Here is a 22,462-nt window from a genome sequence, read left to right as displayed (position 1 = left end):
GACTAAAGAGTTAGGTTTCGCGTTGGTTTTTCCAGATGACCTGAATTGTCAGAATTATACTAATTAAATGCGTAACTGCTTACTAACTAAGTAAAAAAAGATTGTATTCAGGCGATTGCCTTCGTGAACTGAAGAGAAATTACGGCGATTTCTCGGAAATAAATAAATGTGCGATCGCTACATCAAATTTAACAAAACTTTCCGATTATGCAACTTTGTTGAAGAAGCGCTTTTCTTGCTTCATTTGCTTAAAGAACTGAACAGCTTCAAAATTTCAATAACTTGGAGCAATTTTTTTGTCAAATAACTAATGGCAAATATTATAGCGTTGACTGTCCTGGTGAGATACACTTTTACAGACTAAAGCTCTTGTTAGATAATGGTTTTGTGTACTTAATGCGAGTGATAAACGCTAGATCATTACGAGTAAACGTACAATTTAAATTAGTAACAAGTTATTTGATAGTTATTATAATGACAAATTTGACAAACCAGGTTTATCCCGTTATTTGGCATAACGACGCAGTGTCACTCATTGACCAAACTCGCTTACCCAACGAATATACATTTGTAGAAATCCACCGCAGTGAAGATATGGCACAGGCGATTAAAACTATGATTGTCCGAGGTGCGCCTGCGATTGGTGTGGCTGCGGCTTATGGAATATATCTTGGTGCAAGGGAAATTGAAACAAGCGATCGCCACGAATTTTTGCAACACTTAGATAAAGTAGCCCAGTTGTTGCGTTCTACTCGTCCAACGGCGGTAAATTTATTTTGGGCAATTAGCCGAATGATGAAAGCCGCCTACGAAACGCTGGGAACGGTAGAAGATATCAAGCAAACCCTTTTGCAAACAGCCTAAGCAATTAATGCTGAAGATTTACAAACCTGTCATTTTGGTCTACTGAAAGTCAGACAGTTGGTTCGTGGTATTTGACTGCTCGTTTTTGATGACGGTCATTAGCAACGATAGGATAAACAATGCTGCGTAACCGATTGATTGCACCAACAGGACGATGCACTGCTAAACCATTTCCAGGAGAAAAACTGAGATTTTCTCCAAAGTCATTTTCTTTGGCAGAATTAACTTGCTGATGCTTAACTATCAGCCGACCAACTGTAAAGAAGGGTGATTCCTCTTCATTCCAAACAATGGTGGTATCATCAATGGACATTTCTGGGCTGGTTTGAAATTGGATTTGAAAGTCCCAACAATATTGGGCATCAGGCTTTGCTAAAGCTTTAATAATATCCTCTCGGTAGTAGTTGTCCTCTGAACCTGAGGCTTTGGCACGCTTAAGCTCACTTTCTGGTCTGGACTCAAGAGGAAGTTGTTGATGAGGTGGTTGACTGGAAACTGGAGTAAATCCATATTTAATCACAACCGGATATTCCACAGGAACTCGACCTGGTTGGGATGGATCAAAATCAGATTTGAGTCCCAAAGAATACGCTGAAGCACTCCAATAGCGTTCTATAAGCAAACTTTTGGGAAAGCGTTTGAAACTGTTTTTTAGAAGTGTAGCTTCGTAGGGATGCGACTTTAGCCATAAAACCACCAACAGCTTAAAAAGCGGAAACAGCCCGGCTCGATAAACCGTCAAGAAAAAGCTGTGGAAGTCTTTGATGGTTCTAACAAAAAAGAATTCGGTATTGTGGGTAATAATATCTTGGGTTTTTAACTCGTGACTTTGTGGTAGTCGTTCTCCTTCTACCCCTACCACTTTTACGGACATCGAGCGTGTATCTCCTTCATAATCATTCTTGACTGAAAACGCACCATTTGCAAATCGTAGCCAAACCGAATATTGTTTCGGTTTGGCAAATAAACCTTGTTTTAGGGAAATGGCTTGAAGTTGAGCTTCAGTTAATGAGGTGCGTTTGCTCAATTCCTGTTTAATTGCTGCTTCATCAAAGTCAAAAATTTCTAAAGTTCCTTGTACAGCAGCGTTGGTTTTAGAGTGGGTATCTCTCTTTGCAGTTTTTTTCTTTTCACCGCCGTAAAGATTATCCATATTCTTTTTGACTAGCTCACTCATGCGATCGCAATATTTAGCTTCATCTTTTTCTGGATATTCGGTAAATAAGTTCATTTTTTGAAAGGTAGGATTAATTAAAAAATACTTTATGTATCTTTAACAAGTAGGGTGTGTTTTATCATTCGTTACACACCCAAATTCATTAGCTCATCAAACTGGTTGCCAATCTTCGCGATAAAAAGAAACTCTATACTTTTTCCCTTGAGGAATATTGCGATGTACTACTTGGGAGAGAGTCTTGGTATTCTGAATTTCTTCCCAACCTATTGGTGAAAAAGTTTCTGGATTGAAGACACTTTCTGCTAGCAGAGGATTGGTAAACGCCTGAGAAAAGGCATCAATTCCTATTAGTCGTCCGACTAAGGGTGGTAAAGCTGAATTTTGTCGTAAATCTTCTGCGTAGAGTCCTACATACAACTCAATATTATCTACATGACCATACAATCGTTGCAGTTCTTTTTGGACTTTTTCATCGCTACTAATCTGATTGAAGTTGGTTATGCGGGGATACTTGCATAATTCCCGATAATCGTTATAGCTTCTTAATTTTGCCTCACGACCCATGCGAATACTAGCTATTTCGGTGGGAATTAGAAATTCAGGCGTATTGAATAAACTCAGTTGCGCTGCGGGTTGGGAACAGCTTTCCTCAAAGATGGCTCCTAATCCTTTGTTGATAATCATGTCGTTGTTCCACATTGAGGCAGGCATGGGAAGCTTTTGCCCGTTATATATGAAAGTATCGGGTAGCATACTATGCCAACGATAAACTAAACTAAATTCCACCGACATCCAATTATGGCGATACCACTTTTCATCAGTAAATGCGAGGGGATCAGTGAAAAATTGAAAGTGATAGGGAGTTATGTGGTTGATGTAATCTTCTAAAACAATCTTGAGAAATTCAGCCATGACAATATTTCTTGCCGTTTGGAAAAGGCGTTCATCGTCCCAAGTTGGATAATTTTTTGTCAAGAGATCGCACACGCGATTATGTTCCCTTAAGGAAAGAACATTCAGCATCACATAGCCGATTTGCACGTTTGCTCGTTCTACTTCCAACCCCATTGCAAACAACTTCTGTTTCTTTTCTGGAGGGAACGTTTCTGCTTTTGGGGTGGACTCATCGGTGTAAAGATGGGGCAACCCTCTAAATTCTTCTTTGGGTTTTCCATCTTCATCATAGTAAAAGAGAGGATATTCTTCTCCATTAAGAATTTGGCTTTTTAGCTTACCGCCTTCATACGATCGCAGCAAATGTGTAATCTTTGGATTTAACCCATAGACATTGCACATATCGATGTGATGGTTGGAACTATTTCTGAGGGGATCGTGGCGATCGGTTCTAAGAAAGCTATCCGTAAACCATTGAACAAAATAGGGGAAAATTAGAGAGGATTTAGGCGAGTATTTCGTTTCCCCAATTTTGTGATACAAAATCTCCAAATCTTGAATTGGCGGCAGATTTTTCTCAAACTTTTCAGCGGACGTTAAATTAATGCCGATATAGTTTTCATTGGTCAAAGGTTTCCAATCTAGCGGTGGTAGTTGGAGTCCCGAATATGTTCGATCAATCAACGAATCCCAGGATGTATAGGGAGACATTGTACTAAACGGATAGGGGCGAGTGGGAATTTTTAAGATGGCATTGTTAGTAAGAGTTTTGTTGACTTTTCTAGCGAGACCTGGGTTGCTTTGAATAAAGTTCCAAATTGGTTTAAAGCCGGTTAAAACAGCCGTTTCAAGTTTATTTTTAAACCCATCTCTTGATGTGTCTCTTTTTGCGGTCATAATTGTTTCTCTTTTAGAATCGCTTGTTGACTTAATCGCTTGCTTCTGTTTAAAAAAAAGGCTTATTTCTGCTGATGGTTTTGGCAAGACTAAAACATCAGTAGGAGCCCTAAAGCAGCAGGCGCTCCTTGAAACAACATTATTTAAGAAATTAATTCAGTTTATCGATAATCTTTTGTAGATTCTTGGGTCGATAGTCCTTGCGACTTTTCAAACGATTGAGCACGCTTTCATGAAGGTCGTCAATGACATCGCTGACCTCACGAAACTTGATTCCGGCCAATTTAAAGAATCCAACATCGTTATTAAAGTCACATTCATAATTGGGGTTAATGCCTGTCGGAATCACACTTGGATTTAAGTCAAGCCCCAATCCCAAGACACCGACGGAATCAATCATCCACTTTAAAGCAGCATCTGATAACCCACTATGTTCTTCCGTTCCACCACCAACGCAGCCGTGCTCACCTGGAAACCACTTTTGAATCACTCGCTGGTTTTCAGCTTCGGGATGTTTTTTCATCGGAGTTACATCAAAGACTTCGCGGATTTCGTCGATCGCCATCGCGTGCAATGCATTCTGAACATCTTTGTTTAAAGTAATATCATGGAATCTGTAGCGCTTATTCAGCTGCTCGTGCAACTTGCTGAAGGCGGGCATCCCAGGAATCCCAAGGGCACCTACAGTGTCAAAACAACCGATCAAGGTGATAGGGACACGCTCACCGTAAGTTTGACGGTATTCCACAGCTTCCTTATCTTTGGGTTTAATACCTCGGTTACGGTAAAGCTCGTAAGCTTCATGTGCTTTGGTGACATGAGGGCGGTCTAAAAGACCGGAGCAATAGATCATCCCTGATAGACTCCTAACTGTGTAAGCACCGCGACTGAAGCCGAACAGATAGATTTCATCACCAGAAACATAATTGAGACTCAGAAATCGGTAGCAATCTTCTATATTTCTATCGATTCCTAGTCCAGTAGCTCCCCCTAAAACCTTTTGACTTTCGGTTCCAATGCCCTCGTCATAAAATATGATCTGGGTAACACCGTCATTGGCGATCGGTTTCACGGATTGAGCTAACTTAACCACATTGCTTGGGTAAGGACTTATTAATTGTTGCCAGGTTCCATCACAGCAAATAACAAGACGTTTCATAGTTCTATTTCAAAGCCTTTGAGTAATTAGATCAACGATGTTGTTAATTTGTGAAACCATTTATTACTAACTAAGTGAAAGAAGATTTTATGAGAGCGATCGCCTTCATCAACTGAAGATAAATAATGGCGATTTATGAGAAAGAAATGAACGTGCGAGCGCTGTATCACTTTTAGGTAAATGTTTCTACTTAACTACCTTCACCAATAGCAATAAAATTAAAAGCTGATTTTTCTTTCGTCACTGCGAGTTCTGAAGAACCTGTGCCAGATTGTTGTTTAATTCCTAAATCCCAGATAGCAACTTCCGCCTTGTTTGGAGTTATATCTTTAACAATAATTTGATTATCAGCACCCCAATCTTTCAAAGTAGCTACCACGCTGGGAGGTTCAACAAAAGGTTGTAAAAAAGTAATTACATAGGTTCCCGTATCCGGTGATTTAACTTCAAATCCTTGTCCAGTTTGTTTTGTTCCGTCTTCACTAACTGTGCCGTAAATAATTTGTTGTGTCATTTATTTTTTTCACCTTTAAATGCTTTATGGGAGTAGAGTGCGTTAAAGCAATGCAATAACGCAACCTCTACGTCATCGAATTTCGTCAACTTAGCTTTTAGCGGCTCAAGTCTAGTTATTTGTTTCCTGGTAACTGCTGTGGTTGTGCAGGATTAATTGAGATAGGTTTGAATGGCTTGAATGTGTTGATATCTACACAGATCGTACTATCCAGCTTGGTTCTGAGTTCAGCGCTGAAAGTAACTAGCTGCTCAACAAGAGCCTGGCGATCGGTTAAGCAGCCTTTGATTGCCATGAGTTCTCCCAGAGTCCACTCATAGAGATGTCTGTCTGCGTTGTTAATGATTACCGTCAGTTCGTTTCTGATTCTCAGAATTTGATTGAGAAGCTCATCCACTTTGATGTTGATCACATTTGCAACCTGGATGTTGAATGACTCTCTATCGCCTATTATGTTGATCACTTCATCGACATACTGTGTAACCAGAGTTATGAATGTCTGATTCCATTCGTTGCGGACGTTCTCAATCTTGGTGTCAATATCTCTGTAGACGTTATTAATCTTGTTGTTAATTTCAGTGCTGTTGACAACGAAGTTCAGAATTCTGTTGTTAATTTCAGTACTATTAATAACAACACTCTCAATCTTCTGATGTATTTGAGAATTATCGTTCAAGATATTCTCAATTTTCTGGGTTAATTGAGCGTTATCAAAAATTTGGTTAATGACAATGTTGTTGGTTACATTGTGCTGTAAGCGACGATCAACGTATTGGTTTAATACATCATTATCATTGACGATGTTTTGAGTAATCCCTTGGATGTGATTTTGTATTTTTTGCTCGAAGCTGTTATCGATTTCCTGGCTTACGTACTTACTAATCTCAGAATTATTGACGGTGTTTTGAGTAATTAATCTGATGAATGCCTCTCTGCCACCTATTATATTGATAACTTCATCGACTTGCTCTGTAACCCGACTGATAAATGTCTCATTCCACTCGTTACGGATGTTCTCAATCTTTTCGTTAATTTCAGTGCTGTTGGTTACAAGGTTGACAATACTGTGGTTAACTTCAGTGTTGTTTACAGTTTGCTGTAAGCGTTGGTCAACGTACTGGTTTAATACATCATTATCATTGATGATGTTTTGAGTAATCCCTTGGATGTGATTTTGTATTTTTTGCTCGAAGCTGTTGTCGATTTGCTGGCTTACGTACTGATTAATTTCAGTATTATTATTGACTATATTCTGGACAATAACGTTGATGTTATTGCGTATCTTTTGCTCAAAGGTTTGGTCTATTTGCTGATCAACATGCTGGTCAATGTACTGTTTGAGTTCCTGCTTATTGACAATGTTATTGATAATTAATCCAACGTTGTTACGTATCCTTTGCTCAAAAGTCTGGTCTACGTACTGGTTAACCTGCTGATTAATTCTCTTTGATATTTCAACATTGATCTTATCTTCCACAAGCTTGTCTAAGTAGCCAGACCAGCCTTGCAAATGCTGGTTTAGACTAAATTCCATCTGCTGTATATAGGCATCCATTGAGAATCTGACTTTTGCCACTTCTACAGCCAAATTCTTAAAGTGCTTCTCATAGTTCTTCAGCAGCCAATTTTCAAGCTGATCCCAATACTTAGCCTCCAGCGTCACATCGGCTGCATCTATGACGTTGATAGATGCATTAATCTGCTGTAACTGCTCCTCCCACTTCTTTTTAAATTCGTCTTCGTTAAAGCGGAACGTAAATACCGAGCTGTTCGCACTTACTGCTTCACGACTCACAGATCCGCCTGAGCCTTGAATATTTGTAACAGTCTCAGTTGTACCACTTGTAACAGACCCTCTTTTAACAGTCTCGGTTGTACTATTTGTAACAGACCCTGTTGTAACAGTTGCCTTATTATTCTCCTGTTTCTTATACTTTTCAGTCAGTTCAATTGCATTTACTGGTTCTATTGCCAGAATAATTTGACCTTCGTTATCATCTTTGTAGGTATCAATAAATAAACCTAATAAGGTGGTTTTTTCTTTGACCTCTAAAATTACTTCGTCTTTTAGACCATTCAATGAAAACCAACTTTCTTCAACTTCGATGCCAGTAAGTTTTGTAATAAATTTTCCGCCTTTTGCCCAAATCAAAGCCCAAGGTTCTATATTAAACTTCTTACTATCCGACCAGTAGGTGGCATTACCTTCACGAATTTTTATCTTATAATTTCCAGGAGTTAATTCAACAAAATTAGAACCCGATTGTTTCAGACTAGACAGATTTGTTTCAGAAAGCAAATAACAATTACGTTTGCTGTTTACAGTTAAAGTTTGAGGGCTGAAAAATGGTTTATTACTGCTAATAGAAAGATTAATTGTTCCACTATTATCAGCATTATTGACATCAAAAAACAAGGCATTGAGAACTGCTTTGTTTTTTACTTCTAACTTCAAACTATCATTATATCCATTGGTTTAAGCTTAATTGTTTTAGCTGTGCGACTACCACAGATAACTTTTTCTAAGACTGCACTAAAACCACTAATAGCATCTTTATCTATAAAAGATTGTCCACCTGTTGAGGTTGCAATTCTAGCGTATTCAGTTTTGATATCTGCTTGATACTTGCTCTTGGAAGTTCCAAAATAGGTGTGAACAGTAACTCCTGCTGTTTGGGCTTTTTGGATAGCTAAATTAGCCGCTGCAATATCCTTTTGCTCTGTTTTATCTCCACCACCTTCAAGCGCTTCATCGCCGAGATAAAAGATAGCTCGTGCTGCACCTTCACGCCAATTAAAGTATTCTGAGATATCTTCAATGGCACGCGCTGCATCTTCTTGCGCTCCTGCTGACTTTAATTCTCCTCTTTTTCTACCTCGGAGTTTGGATTCAGACACCTTAGCCTTTTGAGTTAGATAATTTCTGATAGTTTGGTCAAACTTTGTCCCTTTCCAAGTACCTTCTATCCCTAACCAAACTACTTTTAAATCTGATGGACAACTAGATTTAGCTTTAGCGATCGCTTCTTGAGCACCATCACTCAAACTCTGGGCTTCATCTTTCATCGAAGGACTAGTATCGATTACTATCACTAAATCAACAGCAGGTATAGAACTTGCTTGTTTATTCATACTTGGTTCCTTTTTTTTCTTTTGAAATAAACTAAATAATTTCATAATTAAAAAGGATAATAATTTTCAATATAAAAAATTAAAACCTAGTTTTAGATAATAGTTCACTGATTTTATTTATTAAAGCACTTTATTGAAAATAAAGTAATTACATAAATATCATATATTTAACCTGGAATTAAGATATTTCAAATGTTTTTGCATAAAACTAACATTTTGTCAATACATAAATATCATAACTAGCCTTTCAAAATGAGTAAAAATTTTGGTTAAGAAAATCCTTTTTAATCTTTTTACTGCATATTCTATGTGTACTTAAAATTAAATAAGTTACTTAATTAAGGTAGAAAATGCTGTAGTTAATGAAATTTGGTTTTTAAAATAAAATTATCAGTATGCATTAAAGTAAAAAATGTTGCTTATTTACTAACAACCTATTGCTATGACACCTTCCACAAACCAGGTTTATCCTGTTATTTGGCATAATGACTCAGTGTCACTAATCGATCAAACTCGTCTACCCAACGAATATACATTTGTAGAAATTCGCCGCAGTGAAGATATGGCGCGGGCGATTAAAACTATGATTGTCCGAGGTGCGCCTGCAATTGATGTGGCTGCGGCTTATGGAATGTATGTTGGTGCAAGGGAAATCGAAACAAGCGATCGCTATTTCTAGTCACTGATTTGAGAAAAACTGACGATAGTTGTTGAGGGTAAATTCATTGGAATCCTTGTGAAGCAAGAATCCCACGGCTATGAAACTATGGCATTGTCTCAGTTTCATAACCGTGGGACTGTCAACATTTCTGCTGTGACTATAAATATCTATAGCAACAGCCAAAGTGGTTAGGACATTAACAAATGATAAAACTTAGATACAAAAAGGCTTTTCACCCAGTCCCCAGTCCTTAGTCCCCAGTCCCTTGCTATAGATTCAGACACTTAATGGTTGCGCCTCTGGCAAGGATACTTGACTATCAGGATGTTGCACCCGATTCAGCCAGCGTTCGGCTTTGGAGTAGTTATCTTTTTGTACCTGTTTGATCGCTTGTTTGTAGTTCAGCGTTACGCCCCAAACGTCGTTGGAAAAACGCTTTTGTTGCTTCATTTGCTCAAAGAACTGAACAGCTTCAAAATGTGATAAATTACCTTCAGTTTTGGCGATCGCTAGCAACACTTCAAACACATCATCCGCCATCTTGGCATCACCACACACGTAATAGTGACACTGAGGATGACTGAGCAGTTTCCAGATGTCCTGGGGCTTTTGCTGCATCAGGGTTTGGACATACATCTTTTGCTCACCTTGGCGCGAAAATGCTACCTCTAACCCAGAAAGCACACCTTGATTCAGCCACGTTTGCAATTGCTGCTGATAGAGGAAATCATTCTGGTTGCGGCAGCCAAAATACAGGCAAGCATCGCTTAATGCTTGTCCTTGTTGCAACAGAGCTTGTCGGTGTTGGAGAAAAGCAATCAGGGGGGAGACACCAGTTCCAGGGCCTACCATCAGCATGATTGCATCGGGATCGCTAGGAGGACGGAAAGTAGAAGTGCGAACACTAATGCGAACCATTGCCCCAGATTTCAGTCCAGCTAAGTAGTTGGAGCAGAGTCCCTGACGGATTTTGCCTGTATCAGTGCTAACTTGCAACACCCCAACAGTGATTTGAATTTGTTGGGGATGGAGCAGGGAAGAGGAAGAAATGGAGTAGAGGCGGGGCTTTTGCTTAGGCAGTAACTCAAGTAAAGCTGCTAATGTGATCTGTGCTGAGGGAAACTCATCGAACAGATCGGCAACGCTCATCAAGTTGTCAGTGATGCTTTTCTTGAACGTAATGCTGTCAGGGTAGTCGTTCCCCTGCTGAAGAATTTCCAGCCATGTTTCTAAGCGATGTTTCTCTTGCGGATTTTCTGCCACGGATTGCAAGTAGACTAAAAGATCATTGAACGGTTCTCGCAAAGTCAGATCGAGTTCTTCAAAGAGGACTTGACCGACGGTTATCGGCACAGTAATAGGAGGTTCATCTTCTACTTCAGTGCCATCTGGTGTCTGATAACTAGCTCTGAAGTAGGTGTCTGGGTTTAGCGAAAGGCGATCGCATAGACGGTTGACAAGTTCAGGTGAATTGCAGGGATAGACAGCAACGTGATCACCTGTTTCATAGTGCAGGTCACTTTTGCAGAGATCAAAAGCGATCAAGCGAGTAGAACGACTGCCAGGAATCACTTCTTGAAGGAGTTCCTGATTGCTGACAATCGGGACTGCGATGCCGCGTTCGTTACTTACTTCTACAGGGATTAAATTTGCTACTTCTGCTTGATTCAAGAAGGTGATATTTAGTTGAGGAGCGGCTTTTGTTGTCGCATCGCCAGAGGTAACATCTTCACCCAGTACACGCGAGATCAGTCCCAGCCATTCTTTGAAAGTATCCGCCTGTCCCTTAATTTCATCACCTTTGTGAAGCAGGACGATGCAGTTTGCTCCCAACCGGGCTAAGACCTTATCTACAGCAATCCCAGCAGCACAAAAATGTTCGTAAACGGTGCTGCCAATCCCCAGGACAGAATAGTTTAAGGTATTGAGGGAGCCTACAGGTTGTTGCTTCAACGACTTGAGGAACCGCTTACCGTTTCCAGGCATTTCGCCATTGCCAAAGGTGGATGTAACAACGAGCAACAGCTTTTCTGATGTCAAGGTATCGACGTTGTATTCATCGAGTGACATGACTTTGGGACGGTAGCGTTGCAGTTGACGAGCAGCTTTGCGCGCCAAGCCTTCAGCCGTACCTGTCTCTGAGGCATAGAGAATTAAGATGCGGTCTTGTTTGTGATCGTCTTCGTCAGCAACGCTCACGAATTTTGCCAAGTCGATGCCGTCTTCAACTGCCCAGCGATCAGGACTATGATGATAGGCTGGCTCTAGATAAAAATCGCGGGTTGAATGATGCCAAACTGGACAGGCACTACCTCCGGCTGGCGGCACAATCCAACTCCAATCAGCCGGACACTCCCGCCCTGCTCTCTTTTCGCGGAGGTCATGAGCGAGGTACTGACGAGAGGCAGACTGGTGATCTACCATTGTCACCTTGGCTTTCTGGAAGGAGTGCAGGATGGCGACATTGAGTTCCAAAGCGACGCGATCGCGCCACAGGGTTTGTTCTGAACTAATATCCAGGTTGAGTACTTTGGCGATTTCCTCCATTTTGTCATAGCGCCAGTCTTCCAGAAAATCCCTAGCAATTTCCGTACCCATATACCAGCCATTGAAGGGGAGGCAGCAGTAGGTGATGCCACCAATATCCATGCGGAAGTTGCTGATGGCAGGGACGCCATACCAACGCAAACCCAGCGATTTGAATTCTGGAATCGTGGGATGCTCTATCTCGACTTCCAACACCTCACCATGATTAAACTCGTAGAACTTTGGCTCCATCCCGGCAGCTTCAATGACCAGGGGCAAGATATCATAGGGTGTACAAGGTTTGGTCGGTTGCCAGCCCAGTTTGATAATCGCTTTGGTCAGTTCGAGATTAGCGCGATCGCCGATTACATTCCCATTTTCCTCTTCGTATGCCGCATACCGAATTAGCTGCGGATTCCAAATGCGCGGCCCCCAACGTTCTTTCGGCTGCTTGGGACGGAAAACGGTCATGGTGATTTGGATATTGCCGCCGTTGGTAGCAAACCGCAGGTGTTCTTCTAGCTCCTGAAACATCTCATCGGGGTCAGTGATGTGGCGGCGATCCCGCACTACCATATTATTCCACTGAATCCGAGCGATACACTTAGAGGCATTGCGCCAAGCCAACTGCGCCCCATAGGCGAGTTCCTCATAGGTGTGGGTGTAAATGCCTGTTGCTTTTACTTCTTGTTGAATTTCTACCCAACGCCGGGCCTTATCCTCCGGTTCCCATAATTGCTCGCTGGCTATTGTGTCTAGGAACTGCTTTGCTTTTTTGAGCAATCGCTCCTCATTCACCATCGGCAATTTCATCACATTGGTAACGCGATTGAACAACGTTTGCCATGCCTGCCGCACCTCTGGAGTGAAATTTGGCAAATACTTTTCAAACAGCGTAAACATACTGTCTGCAATCGCAGGATAAGCACATGATGGCACCCCGATACTACCGTGAAACTGACCCAAGACACGCAGTTCTTGGAGCAACTGATCGCTGCTGCCACTTTTCAAGCAACGAATCAGAAATTCTAATGCTTGGAACAAGTGGAGAGACAGATAATCCATATCTGCCCGTCCAAAAATCGGCAGCACGAAAGGATATTTTTCAAACAAAATTTGATAAAACTCCATGCCCATCTGCTGCTTGTTCTGGCTGAACACCTCCCAGGAATTCGCCATCTCTTGCAGCATTTCTGGTGGCAGTGCTGACTCGTAGCGACGGATGGCTGACACCATCGGTATAATTATCTGGGTGTTGAAGAAGCGGTAGAGAGCGGAGTTGGTTCCTTTTGCCAAATCCTGGCGATCGTACTCTTCCAAGTAAGGAATTGATGGCAGCATCCACATCCACACTTGCCGCGCTTTCAACCAGTGATGGGGACGCATCCCGATATCGGCAAACAGTGCCCCGTAATCTTCAACTGTGTCTAAGCCATCTCCTTTTTCTGGTGGCACACCTGTTAGGGATTCTGCGATTACGTTTTGGGTGTATGGCTGAAGTTGATGGATACAAAAGTCGAGCAACTCATAGAAGTAATCGCTGATGCTGTTGATCGCTTCCCCAAAAACATACTCCAATTCCGGTTCCTCTAGCAATAAACGCTTCAGGAACTTTTCCATTTGCAATTCTTTCCACGATCGCAGTTTATTCCACACGTCCTTGACAATTACTTCTTCTGGCGGTGTCAAAAGTATGGCTTCTGGAATCTCAACCTTTATCTCTGTTACTTGAGCTTGTTGGGTATGAAAGCGACGATTACCGTTTTGATTACCAAACAGCGTCAGTGTGCTACTACTTGCTTCACTTGCACTTTGTGTCAAGCGAGTTTTCAGCTTCAACTGGGGTGCCACATTCCAGGTTAAAATAGGCAATTCTATCTCGGCACTGGTCTGTCCATTCAGACAATCCTGAGTAGCAAAACTTACTGTTCCAGCATCCTGCCATAGGTGGCTGATATCGCCTTGTCGATAGCATAGAGTAATGGCGATCGTGCAGTCTCCCTGGTTTTTCAAATCTACCAACCAGCTTGGCTGCATCCTGGTAAAAAGATCCTTGTGCAATAAAGGTTGTCCCTCATTAGAAATCACCTGCACACGGCATTTATACTTGTAGTCTTTGGAAACTGGAAAATCAGTAACAGATAACTCTGTTAAGTGAATAACTCGCTGATCGTGATTCATACTTGAACTGTAAAGCTAGTAAGGAGATGGTTTGGCTTGAGTGTCCTGCATTTTTTAACACAAGGATTATGAAGTTGGTTATATTACTCGCCCAACGTATATTTCGTCTAGGCTTACAGGGTGTTTATCAGTAAAAATCACCAAAATTTCATATATGTTTCCCGCTGATTTCACTATATTAGCTGTTTTAATAATTTGAATAACTCCGAGCAATTTTTTTGTTAAATAACTAATGGCAAAGAGTTATAGCGTTTACTCTTTTGATGAAATATACTATTCCAGACTAAAGCTCTTGCTAGATAAGGGTTTTGTGTACTTCATGCGACTGAAAAACGCTATATTATTAGGGGTAAATATAAACAGGTCAGCACGATAAAACTGATGTAGGTTTAGTTTTGTAAAAACTGTGAAATCACTGATTTATAAGCTGTTCGCTGATTTTACATTTCCTCAGAGCGCTTGATTTTTCTAACGCAGACTTACTTCCAATTTAAATTAGTAATAATTTTGATGACAAATTCTCCAAACCAGATTTATCCCGTTATTTGGCACAACGACTCGGTGTCATTAATTGACCAAACCCGTTTACCCAACGAGTATGCATTTGTGGAAATTCACCGCAGCGAAGATATGGCGCGGGCGATTAAAACCATGATTGTGCGAGGTGCGCCTGCAATTGGTGTGGCTGCGGCTTATGGAATGTTTCTTGGCGCAAGGGAAATTGAAACAAGCGATCGCCACGAATTTTTGCAACACTTAGACAAAGTAGCCCAGTTGTTGCGTTCTACTCGTCCGACGGCAGTAAATTTATTTTGGGCAATTAGCCGGATGATGAAAGCCGCCTACGAAACGCTGGGAACAGTGGAAGAGATCAAGCAAATCCTTTTCCAAACAGCCCAAGCAATCAATGCTGAAGATTTGCAAACCTGTCAGGCGATCGGTGACAATGGTTTGGCAGTCTTGCCCACTACCCCAGAAAAGCTGACGCTGCTTACCCACTGCAACGCTGGAGCATTAGCTACGGCTGGATACGGCACTGCTTTAGGTGTTGTGCGTTCTGCTTGGAGGGAAGGACGTTTAGAACGTTTATTTGCCGACGAAACCCGTCCCCGCTTACAAGGCGCAAAACTCACCACTTGGGAATGTGTCCAAGAAGGTATTCCAGTGACATTAATTACTGATAATATGGCAGCCCATTGTATGAAACAGGGTTTGATTCATGCTGTAGTTGTGGGTGCTGATCGCATTGCTGCTAATGGTGACACTGCCAATAAAATTGGTACGTATAGTGTTGCGATCGCAGCTAAAGCACATAATATCCCCTTCTTTGTAGCTGCACCCCTTTCCACTGTTGATTTTGAATTAGCCGATGGCAGCAAAATTCCCATTGAAAAACGCGATCCAATAGAAATCTATCAAGTTGGTGATACGATTCTCACACCTGCGGGCGTAGATTTTTACAACCCAGCTTTTGATGTGACTCCGGCTGAGTTGATTACAGCCATCATTACAGAGAATGGAGCGATCGCACCTGATAAATTAGCGAAATCACAGTTAAAGCAATTAGTGTAATTGAGTTCGACCCCTCCCTGTCTTTACAGCAGTTTTCATGTATTTGAACCACATCTGTTGTAGGGGGGCAAGGCCTTGCGCCCCTACCGCGTGGTCTATTTACCTGAAAATAGCTGTAACTCTAACTTTTCACGGGATTTGCTAAAGGTAGTGGTTCAAATAATAATTCGGCGGCTTCATTATTTGATTTGGGAATCTTCGGCGTTAGTTGGAATATGGAAATGCGGATTGAACCTTATGAAACTCATCAACTTGATGCAGTCATTTGTCTTTCGCTTCGAGCATGGACTCCGGTCTTTGATTCGATTCAGAAAGTGATGGACTTTGAAGTTTACCGAGAATTCTATCCCGATTGGCGTGTGAGCCAGCAAAAAGCTGTCAAGGGTGTCTGCGGTGCAGAGGACACAAATGTATGGGTTGCTATCAATGCTGATTCAATCGTGGGCTTTGTAGCCGTGAAACTAGACTCAGAGACGAGCATGGGTGAAATCTACATGGTTGCTGTCGATCCAGACTTTCAAGGTCACGGAATTGGCAGCGCTTTGACACAATTTGCTCTTGATTGGATGAAAGATGCTGGAATGTCTGTTGCTATGGTCGAAACCGGAGGCGATCCCGGTCATGCTCCAGCACGTCGCACCTATGAAAAGCTCGGCTTCGGGCTGTTACCGATCGCCAGATACTTCAAGAAGCTCTAGGTACGCAGGGATTGAAACTGTCTAAGAGGTTGTTTGAAAAGTGTTTCGCTGTGACTTTAGGCACTTTTAGATCCCCCCTAACCCACGCCAATCGCTCATGGGGAGCCACTGCGGTGGACGGGTTCCCCGGCATAAAGGAGCCAGCGCTGTGGTGAGGCAGTCCGGTCTTGGGGGTTTCCCCCAGGAGGAACTGCCGAAAGGGTTTCCCGACTTGAGGCGACTGGCGTCAAGTGGCGTGGAAACCCCTTGGCGCTAGCCTCTCCCAATGTGAGAAGACTGCGTTTAAAAAGGGGGGAAACGGAATCAAAAGTAAAAACTAAACAGCATTTATCAGCAATTTTTTCAATAATTTTATCTAAACTTCATATTTGGACTAAATTCAATAAGCAAAGTCCGCAATTACTTACTCAAAAGAAGCTTTGACTTATTCAAAACAAGCTTTTGCTTTCTCATTTTGGTGTTTTCCGCAAGTAAAAGAAGCTTTGACTTACTCAAAACAAGCTTTTACTTTCTCATTTTGGTGTTTTCCGCAAGTAAAAGAAGCTTTTGCTTTCTCATTTTGGTGTTTTCCGCAAGTAAAAGAAGCTTTGACTTACTCAAAACAAGCTTTTACTTTCTCATTTTGGTGTTTTCCGCAAGTAAAAGAAGCTTTGACTTACTCAAAATGCCATTTGACTTTCTCAAACCCCAGTTTGCTTTCTGATTTTGGTGTTTTTTGCAATTGAAGAAGAATTCAGAAGTCAGAATTCAGGAGTCAGAATAGCTGAATTCTTCTTCAATCGACTAATTAACCCTAGTAAACTTAACCAAAATGCTGAATAATCGCCTCGGCAAATTCAGAACATTTTAAGGGTTCAACAGGCGGTTCTAACAACCGGGCTAAATCGTAAGTGACTTGACTACTCGCGATCGCATCGCTTAAACCTTTCTTAACTAGGTCTGCGGCTTCTTGCCAGCCCAAAAACTCCAACATCATCACACCGGACAAAATCACTGAACCAGGATTAATCCGATCTAAGCCGGCGTGTTTAGGTGCAGTACCGTGGGTAGCTTCAAATATGGCACTAGAATCACCAATATTTGCCCCTGGCCCCATTCCCAATCCCCCAACAATGGCGGCGGCGGCATCAGACAAATAATCACCGTTCAAGTTCATCGTCGCCAAAATCGAATACTCATCCGGTCTGGTTTGGATTTGTTGAAAAATACTGTCAGCAATCCGGTCATTCACCAAAACTTTATCTTTCCATTTACCATCGCCGTGGGTTGCCCAAATTGAGTTAAGAACAGTTTCAACTTCCTTGACAATTTGCGCTTTTTTCTCTTCGGTGAGAGCATCAAACCCAGGCTCAATCTCGCGGGCGTTTTCTTCCAAGGAAATATTAGGGTTATTTTCCTTGTTACTCAAAATCCAAGATTCCTGTTCAGTGACAGTACAGGCGCGAAATTCACTGGTTGCTAGTTCATAACCCCAATCGCGGAAAGCGCCTTCGGTGTACTTCATGATGTTGCCTTTATGCACCAAAGTCACTTGTTGCTTGTGTTTAGGCAATAACAAAGCGTGTTTGATGGCACGTCTGACTAGGCGCTGGGAACCAGTTTTGCTGATGGGTTTGATGCCAATACCAGAATCAAGAGGAATGCGTTTTTTCCCATGTTCTGGCGTTGCGGGGATCAGTTCTTCATTGAGAATTTTAATTAAGCGATCGCCGATTTCGCTACCTTGTCGCCACTCAATGCCTAAATAAATATCTTCTGTATTCTCCCGATAAACAATTACATCCAGCTTTTCGGGATTTTTGTGGGGTGAGGGCGTACCTGCATAGTAGCGGCAAGGACGCACGCAGGCATACAAGTCAAAAATTTGTCGCAGTGCTACATTTAAAGAACGAATTCCCCCGCCAACGGGAGTAGTCAAAGGCCCTTTAATAGCTACACCATATTCTTCAATTGCTGTAAGAGTGTCTTGAGGTAAATACTGGTAAGTACCGTATAAATCACAAGCCTCATCGCCAGCGTAAACTTTGAACCAGCTAATTTGACGCTGACCCTTGTATGCTTTGGCTACAGCAGCATCGAGAACTTTTTGGGTAGCAGGCCAGATGTCTATACCTGTACCATCGCCCCGAATAAAAGGGATAATTGGATTGTCCGGTACGATTGGTTCACCATTTTTGAAGGTGATTTTTGCTCCGGTTCCGGGGGGGGTAATCTTTTCGTACATCGTTCACACACTCCTAATCGATACGCTGCTATTCAAAAAAACCTTATGTGGCAGGCTTGTATATTTTGCTGTGTCTTTTGTTCACCAGCCATAAGGCGCTGATTTTCCCCCTATTCCCCTTGTACATTATTTGGGGATTAAGTGTGGAATTCAGTGAAGCGATCGCAATTTTGTACGATCAAAAATAGTAAACTACTTTTCGCTATCAGTGCTTCACCTTGGAGAATGCCCGATAGCTTACCGCTCTTTCACTGACCGCTAAAACGAGAATGGCATGACAGACCCAATGATTTTATCAGGCCCTGCAAATGACATCGACTCCCTCCGACAACCGTTAATCGCTGGGTCTGAAAAAGTCCAACAACAGATAATCCCACAGTTAGCTGAGTTGGGTAATGAGGGATTAGACGTGTTGATGGAATTTTTACTGAAACGACGTGAGAACCCAGCGACTTGGATTGATGGCAAAGCTTACCAAGTCCTCTATAACTCTGATGCACCTCAAGCCAAAGAATTTCTGCGCTCCTGTTTCCCTGAGGGAATTGTACCTCTAAAATCAGAGTGCGGGATTAACTACAATTCTTTGCAACAGCTACTTGCTGTTCAAGACTTCCAAGCAGCCGATCGCCTCACCATCGAAAAAATGTGCGAACTATCAGGGCCAAGGGCTGTACAACGAAAATGGTTGTACTTTACTGAGGTAGAAAATACCTCGGCTGTTGACTTGCAAACCATTAACAATCTCTGGTTAGCCCACTCCGAAGGTAAATTTGGTTTTTCAGTGCAGCGAGAAATCTGGTTAAGTTTGGGTAAAAATTGGGAGAATTTCTGGCCCAAAATTGGCTGGAAAGCAGGTAATAACTGGACACGATACCCTAACGAGTTTACCTGGGATTTAAATGCGCCTAGAGGTCACTTACCCCTTTCTAACCAACTTCGGGGGGTACGAGTCTTTGCTTCTTTACTCTCTCACCCAGCTTGGTCAAAGAATCCAGAAAAATAATTTTGAGTTAAGTATAAATAAATTATGATCAATTTCACCAACCGAGAATTCTACGTCATCATTGAACGGGATGAAGATGGCTACTATGTCGGAGAAGTCCCTCAGCTAAAAGCTTGTTACAGTCAGGGAGAAACAATTGATGAGTTGATGACTAATATAAAACAAGTAATTGAACTGTGTTTAGAGGATGCCTGAGAAATCAAAAATGTCATGCTGTAGTCTGCGATCGGAGTATGACTTAAAGAGCCTACGAATCAGAAAATTCGGCCCTGAACGAAAGAGCTTTGGTAAGACAAAAATTCCTTTAGAACCTGATGTTGCAGAGGTTTCTCCCAATGCTGATGCCGTGAATGAGGCTCTAAGTACAGCTTTGCCTAAAACCGTGGCTAATTAAGGGTTAAAATTTAAACGCATAGGCGCTTCGCCTTCTTGCAGGGTAGGGGCGCAAAGTATAGCGCAGAGGAGCGCAAAGTTTGTTTTAGTTTATTCGTTAAGAACTTTAGGGTTAACTGTAGTAAGATTTCTGATTAGAGTTGTGCTGGACAATTAAGTTTCTGCACTTGCAAAGCAGCCTTACAGTTCCTCGGAGGAGACGGATGAATCAATTCAAAATTCACGCATTCAAAATTCAAACATTTTATACAGCCACGCCACTTGCGGGTGGGGTTTCTACCTGCCTTGGGAAATAAGGATTTTTTTTGCCCACAAGGGGCAAGGTTTTGAACAAGTGCTTTTTTCATAAAACCTCCTAGTGCTTAGTTGGAAGTGCCGTAAATCCCAAACTGAAAATATCAAGTTCGATAATGGCAAATGTTCGTCTAGAAGATATTAAACGTAGATTCAATAATGTCACCGCTATTGAGGACATTACTTTTGAAATTCCTGATGGCGAGTTTTGGGTTTTAGTCGGGCCATCGGGTTGTGGTAAGTCTACAATTTTGCGAACGATCGCTGGTTTAGAAACCGCTACATCAGGTAAACTCTTTATTGGCGATCGCTTGGTAAATAATATCCCAGCCAGACAACGAGATGTGGCGATGGTATTCCAAAACTACGCTCTCTATCCTCACATGAGTGTGGCGCAAAACATCGGTTTTGGCTTGCAAATGCGGAAGGTTGACCGAAAAATCATTCAAGAACGGGTGATGAATGTGGCGCGATCGCTTTCTCTGGATCACCTGTTAGATCGTAAACCCAAACAACTTTCGGGGGGACAACAACAACGAGTAGCCTTAGGGAGAGCGATCGCTCGTGAACCCCAAGTGTTTTTACTTGATGAACCTTTATCTAATTTAGATGCCCAATTGCGCGATGATACCAGGGCAGAATTGAAACAGTTACATCAAGAATTAGGCATTACAACTATTTACGTCACTCACGATCAAGTTGAAGCGATGACTTTGGCTGATAAAATTGTCGTCCTAAATCGCGGGCGGATTCAACAAATTGGCGATCCCCAAACTATTTATGCAAGTCCTGCTAATCAGATGGTCGCAAGTTTTTTAGGTAGTCCGCCAATGAATATCTTGCCTGCAATCTATCAAAATAATGGTTTTGATGTGAGTGGACAATTATTAGCGATTCCAGCAGTTGTGAAAGAAAAATTACAGTTGCATCAAGGACACAGTTATGATTTGGGGATTCGTCCAGAGTATATCAAAATAAACACTGACTCAGAACGGGTTGAACAACAGCTATCCGCTAACAGTACTCAAAACTCAGGACTATTATCGGTTGAAGTTAAAGTTGTGGAACCTTTGGGAAGAGAAACTTTGATTCGTGCTGGTTTACCTGGTTCGGCGGTGATGTTGAATATTCAGGTAGGCGGTGATATGCGTCTTCGTCCAGGCGATCGCCTTTCTCTACAGCTCGATTTAAATCAGTTGTTTGTATTTGATCCCAAAACTGGGGACAGAATTTTATAAAGAGTTTCTTAAACTGCCAGAAGTAATCGCTAATTTCTAATTTTTTGTAGCCAAAATCTAAGAAAATGAAAACTGCAATAGAGACTGAATAGATTCGCTGCAAAACTTATATGACTATTAATCGACGCCATTTCTTGGTTTTACTTACATCAGGTGCTGGTGCTTTTGCATTAGACGCTTGTGCATCAGCAGAGAAATCTCCTCAGGGAAACACTGCAACTTCCAACACAACACCAAATATAACAGCAAATACAACACCAAATACTATAGCAAAGACAACGCCAAATACTACAGGGGCTATCCAACTACCACCTTTACCTTACGCTTACGAAGCACTAGAACCACACATCGATGCCAAAACGATGCAATTTCACCATGATAAACACCACGCAACTTATGTGAAAAACCTGAATGCAGCGTTAGCCAAACACCCAGAACTCAAAGGCAAAACTGTTGAAGAACTGTTGCAAAAACTTGACAATGTACCACAAGATATTCGCAAAACAGTACGTAATAATGGCGGTGGTCATGTCAACCACTCAATGTTCTGGGAAATTATGAAGCCGAAAGGTGGGGGAGAACCAACAGGAAATATAGCCTCCGCGATTAATCAAAATTTTGGCTCTTTTGCAGCTTTTAAAAAACAGTTTAACGAGGCTGGTGCTGGTCGTTTTGGTAGTGGTTGGGTTTGGCTAGTGCGTAACAAGGGTGGCAAGTTGGAAGTGGCAACTACAGCTAATCAAGATAGTCCCTTAAGTGCAGGTAAATATCCCATCCTGGGTAATGATGTATGGGAACATGCATATTATCTCAATTACCAGAATCGCCGCGCCGATTATTTAGATGCTTGGTGGAACGTGGTTAACTGGGATGAAATTAATAAGCGGTTTGCAGCAGCAAGTAAATTTGCCTGAAACCAGACAATAATTTCGAGTTATAGGCGCTTAAAAACTGGCTACAGAAACAACATTCTACTGCCAGTTTTTTAATGAAGAAGGCAGTGCAAGTGTTCGCAATCGTCAGCCCAAAAACGTC

17 protein-coding genes and 2 pseudogenes are annotated in these 22,462 nt (G+C 41.8%); 10 read left to right on the top strand and 9 right to left on the bottom strand.

Translation table 11 applies throughout. From position 1 onward, the window contains the following. Nucleotides 1-474 precede the first annotated feature (474 nt). Nucleotides 475-861: pseudogene (locus HWQ58_RS24505) on the top strand (S-methyl-5-thioribose-1-phosphate isomerase); the annotation flags it as partial. 52 nt (nucleotides 862-913) lie between these two features. Here the strand turns inward: HWQ58_RS24505 and HWQ58_RS24500 are convergent. The 6 genes from HWQ58_RS24500 to HWQ58_RS24475 form a co-directional block, all read right to left on the bottom strand. Further along, entirely contained in the window at nucleotides 914-2,095 is a 1,182-nt protein-coding gene (locus HWQ58_RS24500; protein ID WP_292868399.1) for a catalase, read from the bottom strand. A gap of 96 nt (nucleotides 2,096-2,191) precedes the next feature. After that, a complete protein-coding gene (locus HWQ58_RS24495; protein ID WP_292868396.1) occupies nucleotides 2,192-3,832 on the bottom strand; it encodes a peroxidase family protein in 1,641 nt (546 codons plus the stop codon). Between the two features lie 151 nt (nucleotides 3,833-3,983). Beyond that, the gene (locus HWQ58_RS24490) at nucleotides 3,984-4,991 is read right to left on the bottom strand and encodes a DUF2235 domain-containing protein (RefSeq protein WP_292868393.1); all 1,008 of its coding nucleotides are present in this window, start codon (nucleotides 4,989-4,991) and stop codon (nucleotides 3,984-3,986) included. Nucleotides 4,992-5,181: 190 nt separating this feature from the next. Next, complete coding sequence (locus HWQ58_RS24485; protein WP_292868390.1) at nucleotides 5,182-5,505, bottom strand: hypothetical protein; 324 nt, start codon at nucleotides 5,503-5,505, stop codon at nucleotides 5,182-5,184. 115 nt (nucleotides 5,506-5,620) lie between these two features. After that, complete coding sequence (locus HWQ58_RS24480; protein ID WP_292868365.1) at nucleotides 5,621-7,960, bottom strand: hypothetical protein; 2,340 nt, start codon at nucleotides 7,958-7,960, stop codon at nucleotides 5,621-5,623. Then, nucleotides 7,957-8,637: a hypothetical protein gene (locus HWQ58_RS24475; RefSeq protein WP_292868362.1), complete on the bottom strand. Its 681-nt coding sequence runs from the start codon at nucleotides 8,635-8,637 to the stop codon at nucleotides 7,957-7,959. The genes HWQ58_RS24480 and HWQ58_RS24475 overlap by 4 nt, the downstream gene beginning before the upstream one ends. Nucleotides 8,638-9,079: 442 nt before the next feature. On the opposite strand from HWQ58_RS24475, the pseudogene HWQ58_RS24470 reads away from it, so the two are divergent. Further along, nucleotides 9,080-9,307, top strand: a pseudogene (locus HWQ58_RS24470) (S-methyl-5-thioribose-1-phosphate isomerase); the annotation flags it as partial. A 267-nt stretch (nucleotides 9,308-9,574) separates the two neighbouring features. On the opposite strand, the gene HWQ58_RS24465 reads toward HWQ58_RS24470, so the two are convergent. Then, a complete protein-coding gene (locus tag HWQ58_RS24465) occupies nucleotides 9,575-14,005 on the bottom strand; it encodes a nitric oxide synthase oxygenase (RefSeq protein ID WP_292868359.1) in 4,431 nt (1,476 codons plus the stop codon). A 510-nt stretch (nucleotides 14,006-14,515) separates the two neighbouring features. On the opposite strand from HWQ58_RS24465, the gene mtnA reads away from it, so the two are divergent. Continuing rightward, nucleotides 14,516-15,577, top strand: a complete 1,062-nt coding sequence (mtnA, locus tag HWQ58_RS24460) for an S-methyl-5-thioribose-1-phosphate isomerase (RefSeq protein WP_292868356.1) — start codon at nucleotides 14,516-14,518, stop codon at nucleotides 15,575-15,577. A 221-nt stretch (nucleotides 15,578-15,798) separates the two neighbouring features. Beyond that, nucleotides 15,799-16,275, top strand: a complete 477-nt coding sequence (locus HWQ58_RS24455) for a GNAT family N-acetyltransferase (protein ID WP_292868353.1) — start codon at nucleotides 15,799-15,801, stop codon at nucleotides 16,273-16,275. A 95-nt stretch (nucleotides 16,276-16,370) separates the two neighbouring features. Here HWQ58_RS24455 and HWQ58_RS24450 read toward each other — a convergent pair whose 3' ends face one another. Continuing rightward, nucleotides 16,371-16,541, bottom strand: a complete 171-nt coding sequence (locus HWQ58_RS24450; RefSeq protein WP_292868350.1) for a hypothetical protein — start codon at nucleotides 16,539-16,541, stop codon at nucleotides 16,371-16,373. Between the two features lie 153 nt (nucleotides 16,542-16,694). Here HWQ58_RS24450 and HWQ58_RS24445 point away from each other — a divergent pair, with 153 nt between their 5' ends. Further along, complete coding sequence (locus HWQ58_RS24445; RefSeq protein WP_292868347.1) at nucleotides 16,695-17,000, top strand: hypothetical protein; 306 nt, start codon at nucleotides 16,695-16,697, stop codon at nucleotides 16,998-17,000. 77 nt (nucleotides 17,001-17,077) lie between these two features. Here the strand turns inward: HWQ58_RS24445 and HWQ58_RS24440 are convergent, their stop codons facing one another. Next, nucleotides 17,078-18,499 (bottom strand): NADP-dependent isocitrate dehydrogenase, encoded by a 1,422-nt coding sequence (locus HWQ58_RS24440; protein ID WP_292868343.1) that lies wholly within the window; start codon nucleotides 18,497-18,499, stop codon nucleotides 17,078-17,080. 274 nt (nucleotides 18,500-18,773) lie between these two features. Here HWQ58_RS24440 and HWQ58_RS24435 point away from each other — a divergent pair, with 274 nt between their 5' ends. From HWQ58_RS24435 to HWQ58_RS24415, 5 genes are all read left to right on the top strand, one after another. Then, nucleotides 18,774-19,502 (top strand): GUN4 domain-containing protein, encoded by a 729-nt coding sequence (locus tag HWQ58_RS24435; RefSeq protein ID WP_292868340.1) that lies wholly within the window; start codon nucleotides 18,774-18,776, stop codon nucleotides 19,500-19,502. 24 nt (nucleotides 19,503-19,526) lie between these two features. Beyond that, nucleotides 19,527-19,697: a type II toxin-antitoxin system HicB family antitoxin gene (locus HWQ58_RS24430; protein WP_292868337.1), complete on the top strand. Its 171-nt coding sequence runs from the start codon at nucleotides 19,527-19,529 to the stop codon at nucleotides 19,695-19,697. A 10-nt stretch (nucleotides 19,698-19,707) separates the two neighbouring features. Next, nucleotides 19,708-19,896: a hypothetical protein gene (locus HWQ58_RS24425; RefSeq protein WP_292868335.1), complete on the top strand. Its 189-nt coding sequence runs from the start codon at nucleotides 19,708-19,710 to the stop codon at nucleotides 19,894-19,896. 409 nt (nucleotides 19,897-20,305) lie between these two features. Beyond that, nucleotides 20,306-21,427 carry an ABC transporter ATP-binding protein gene (locus HWQ58_RS24420; protein WP_292868332.1) on the top strand — a complete coding sequence of 374 codons (1,122 nt, stop codon included), beginning with the start codon at nucleotides 20,306-20,308 and terminating at the stop codon, nucleotides 21,425-21,427. A 110-nt stretch (nucleotides 21,428-21,537) separates the two neighbouring features. Continuing rightward, the gene (locus HWQ58_RS24415) at nucleotides 21,538-22,341 is read left to right on the top strand and encodes a superoxide dismutase (protein WP_292868329.1); all 804 of its coding nucleotides are present in this window, start codon (nucleotides 21,538-21,540) and stop codon (nucleotides 22,339-22,341) included. The last annotated feature ends 121 nt before the right edge of the window (nucleotides 22,342-22,462 follow it).

Source organism: Nostoc sp. LPT, from assembly GCF_017115165.1.
Classification (GTDB): Bacteria; Cyanobacteriota; Cyanobacteriia; order Cyanobacteriales; family Nostocaceae; genus Nostoc.
Note: the sequence above shows the minus strand (reverse complement) of the source record. Positions and strands in the feature narration are given on the sequence as shown.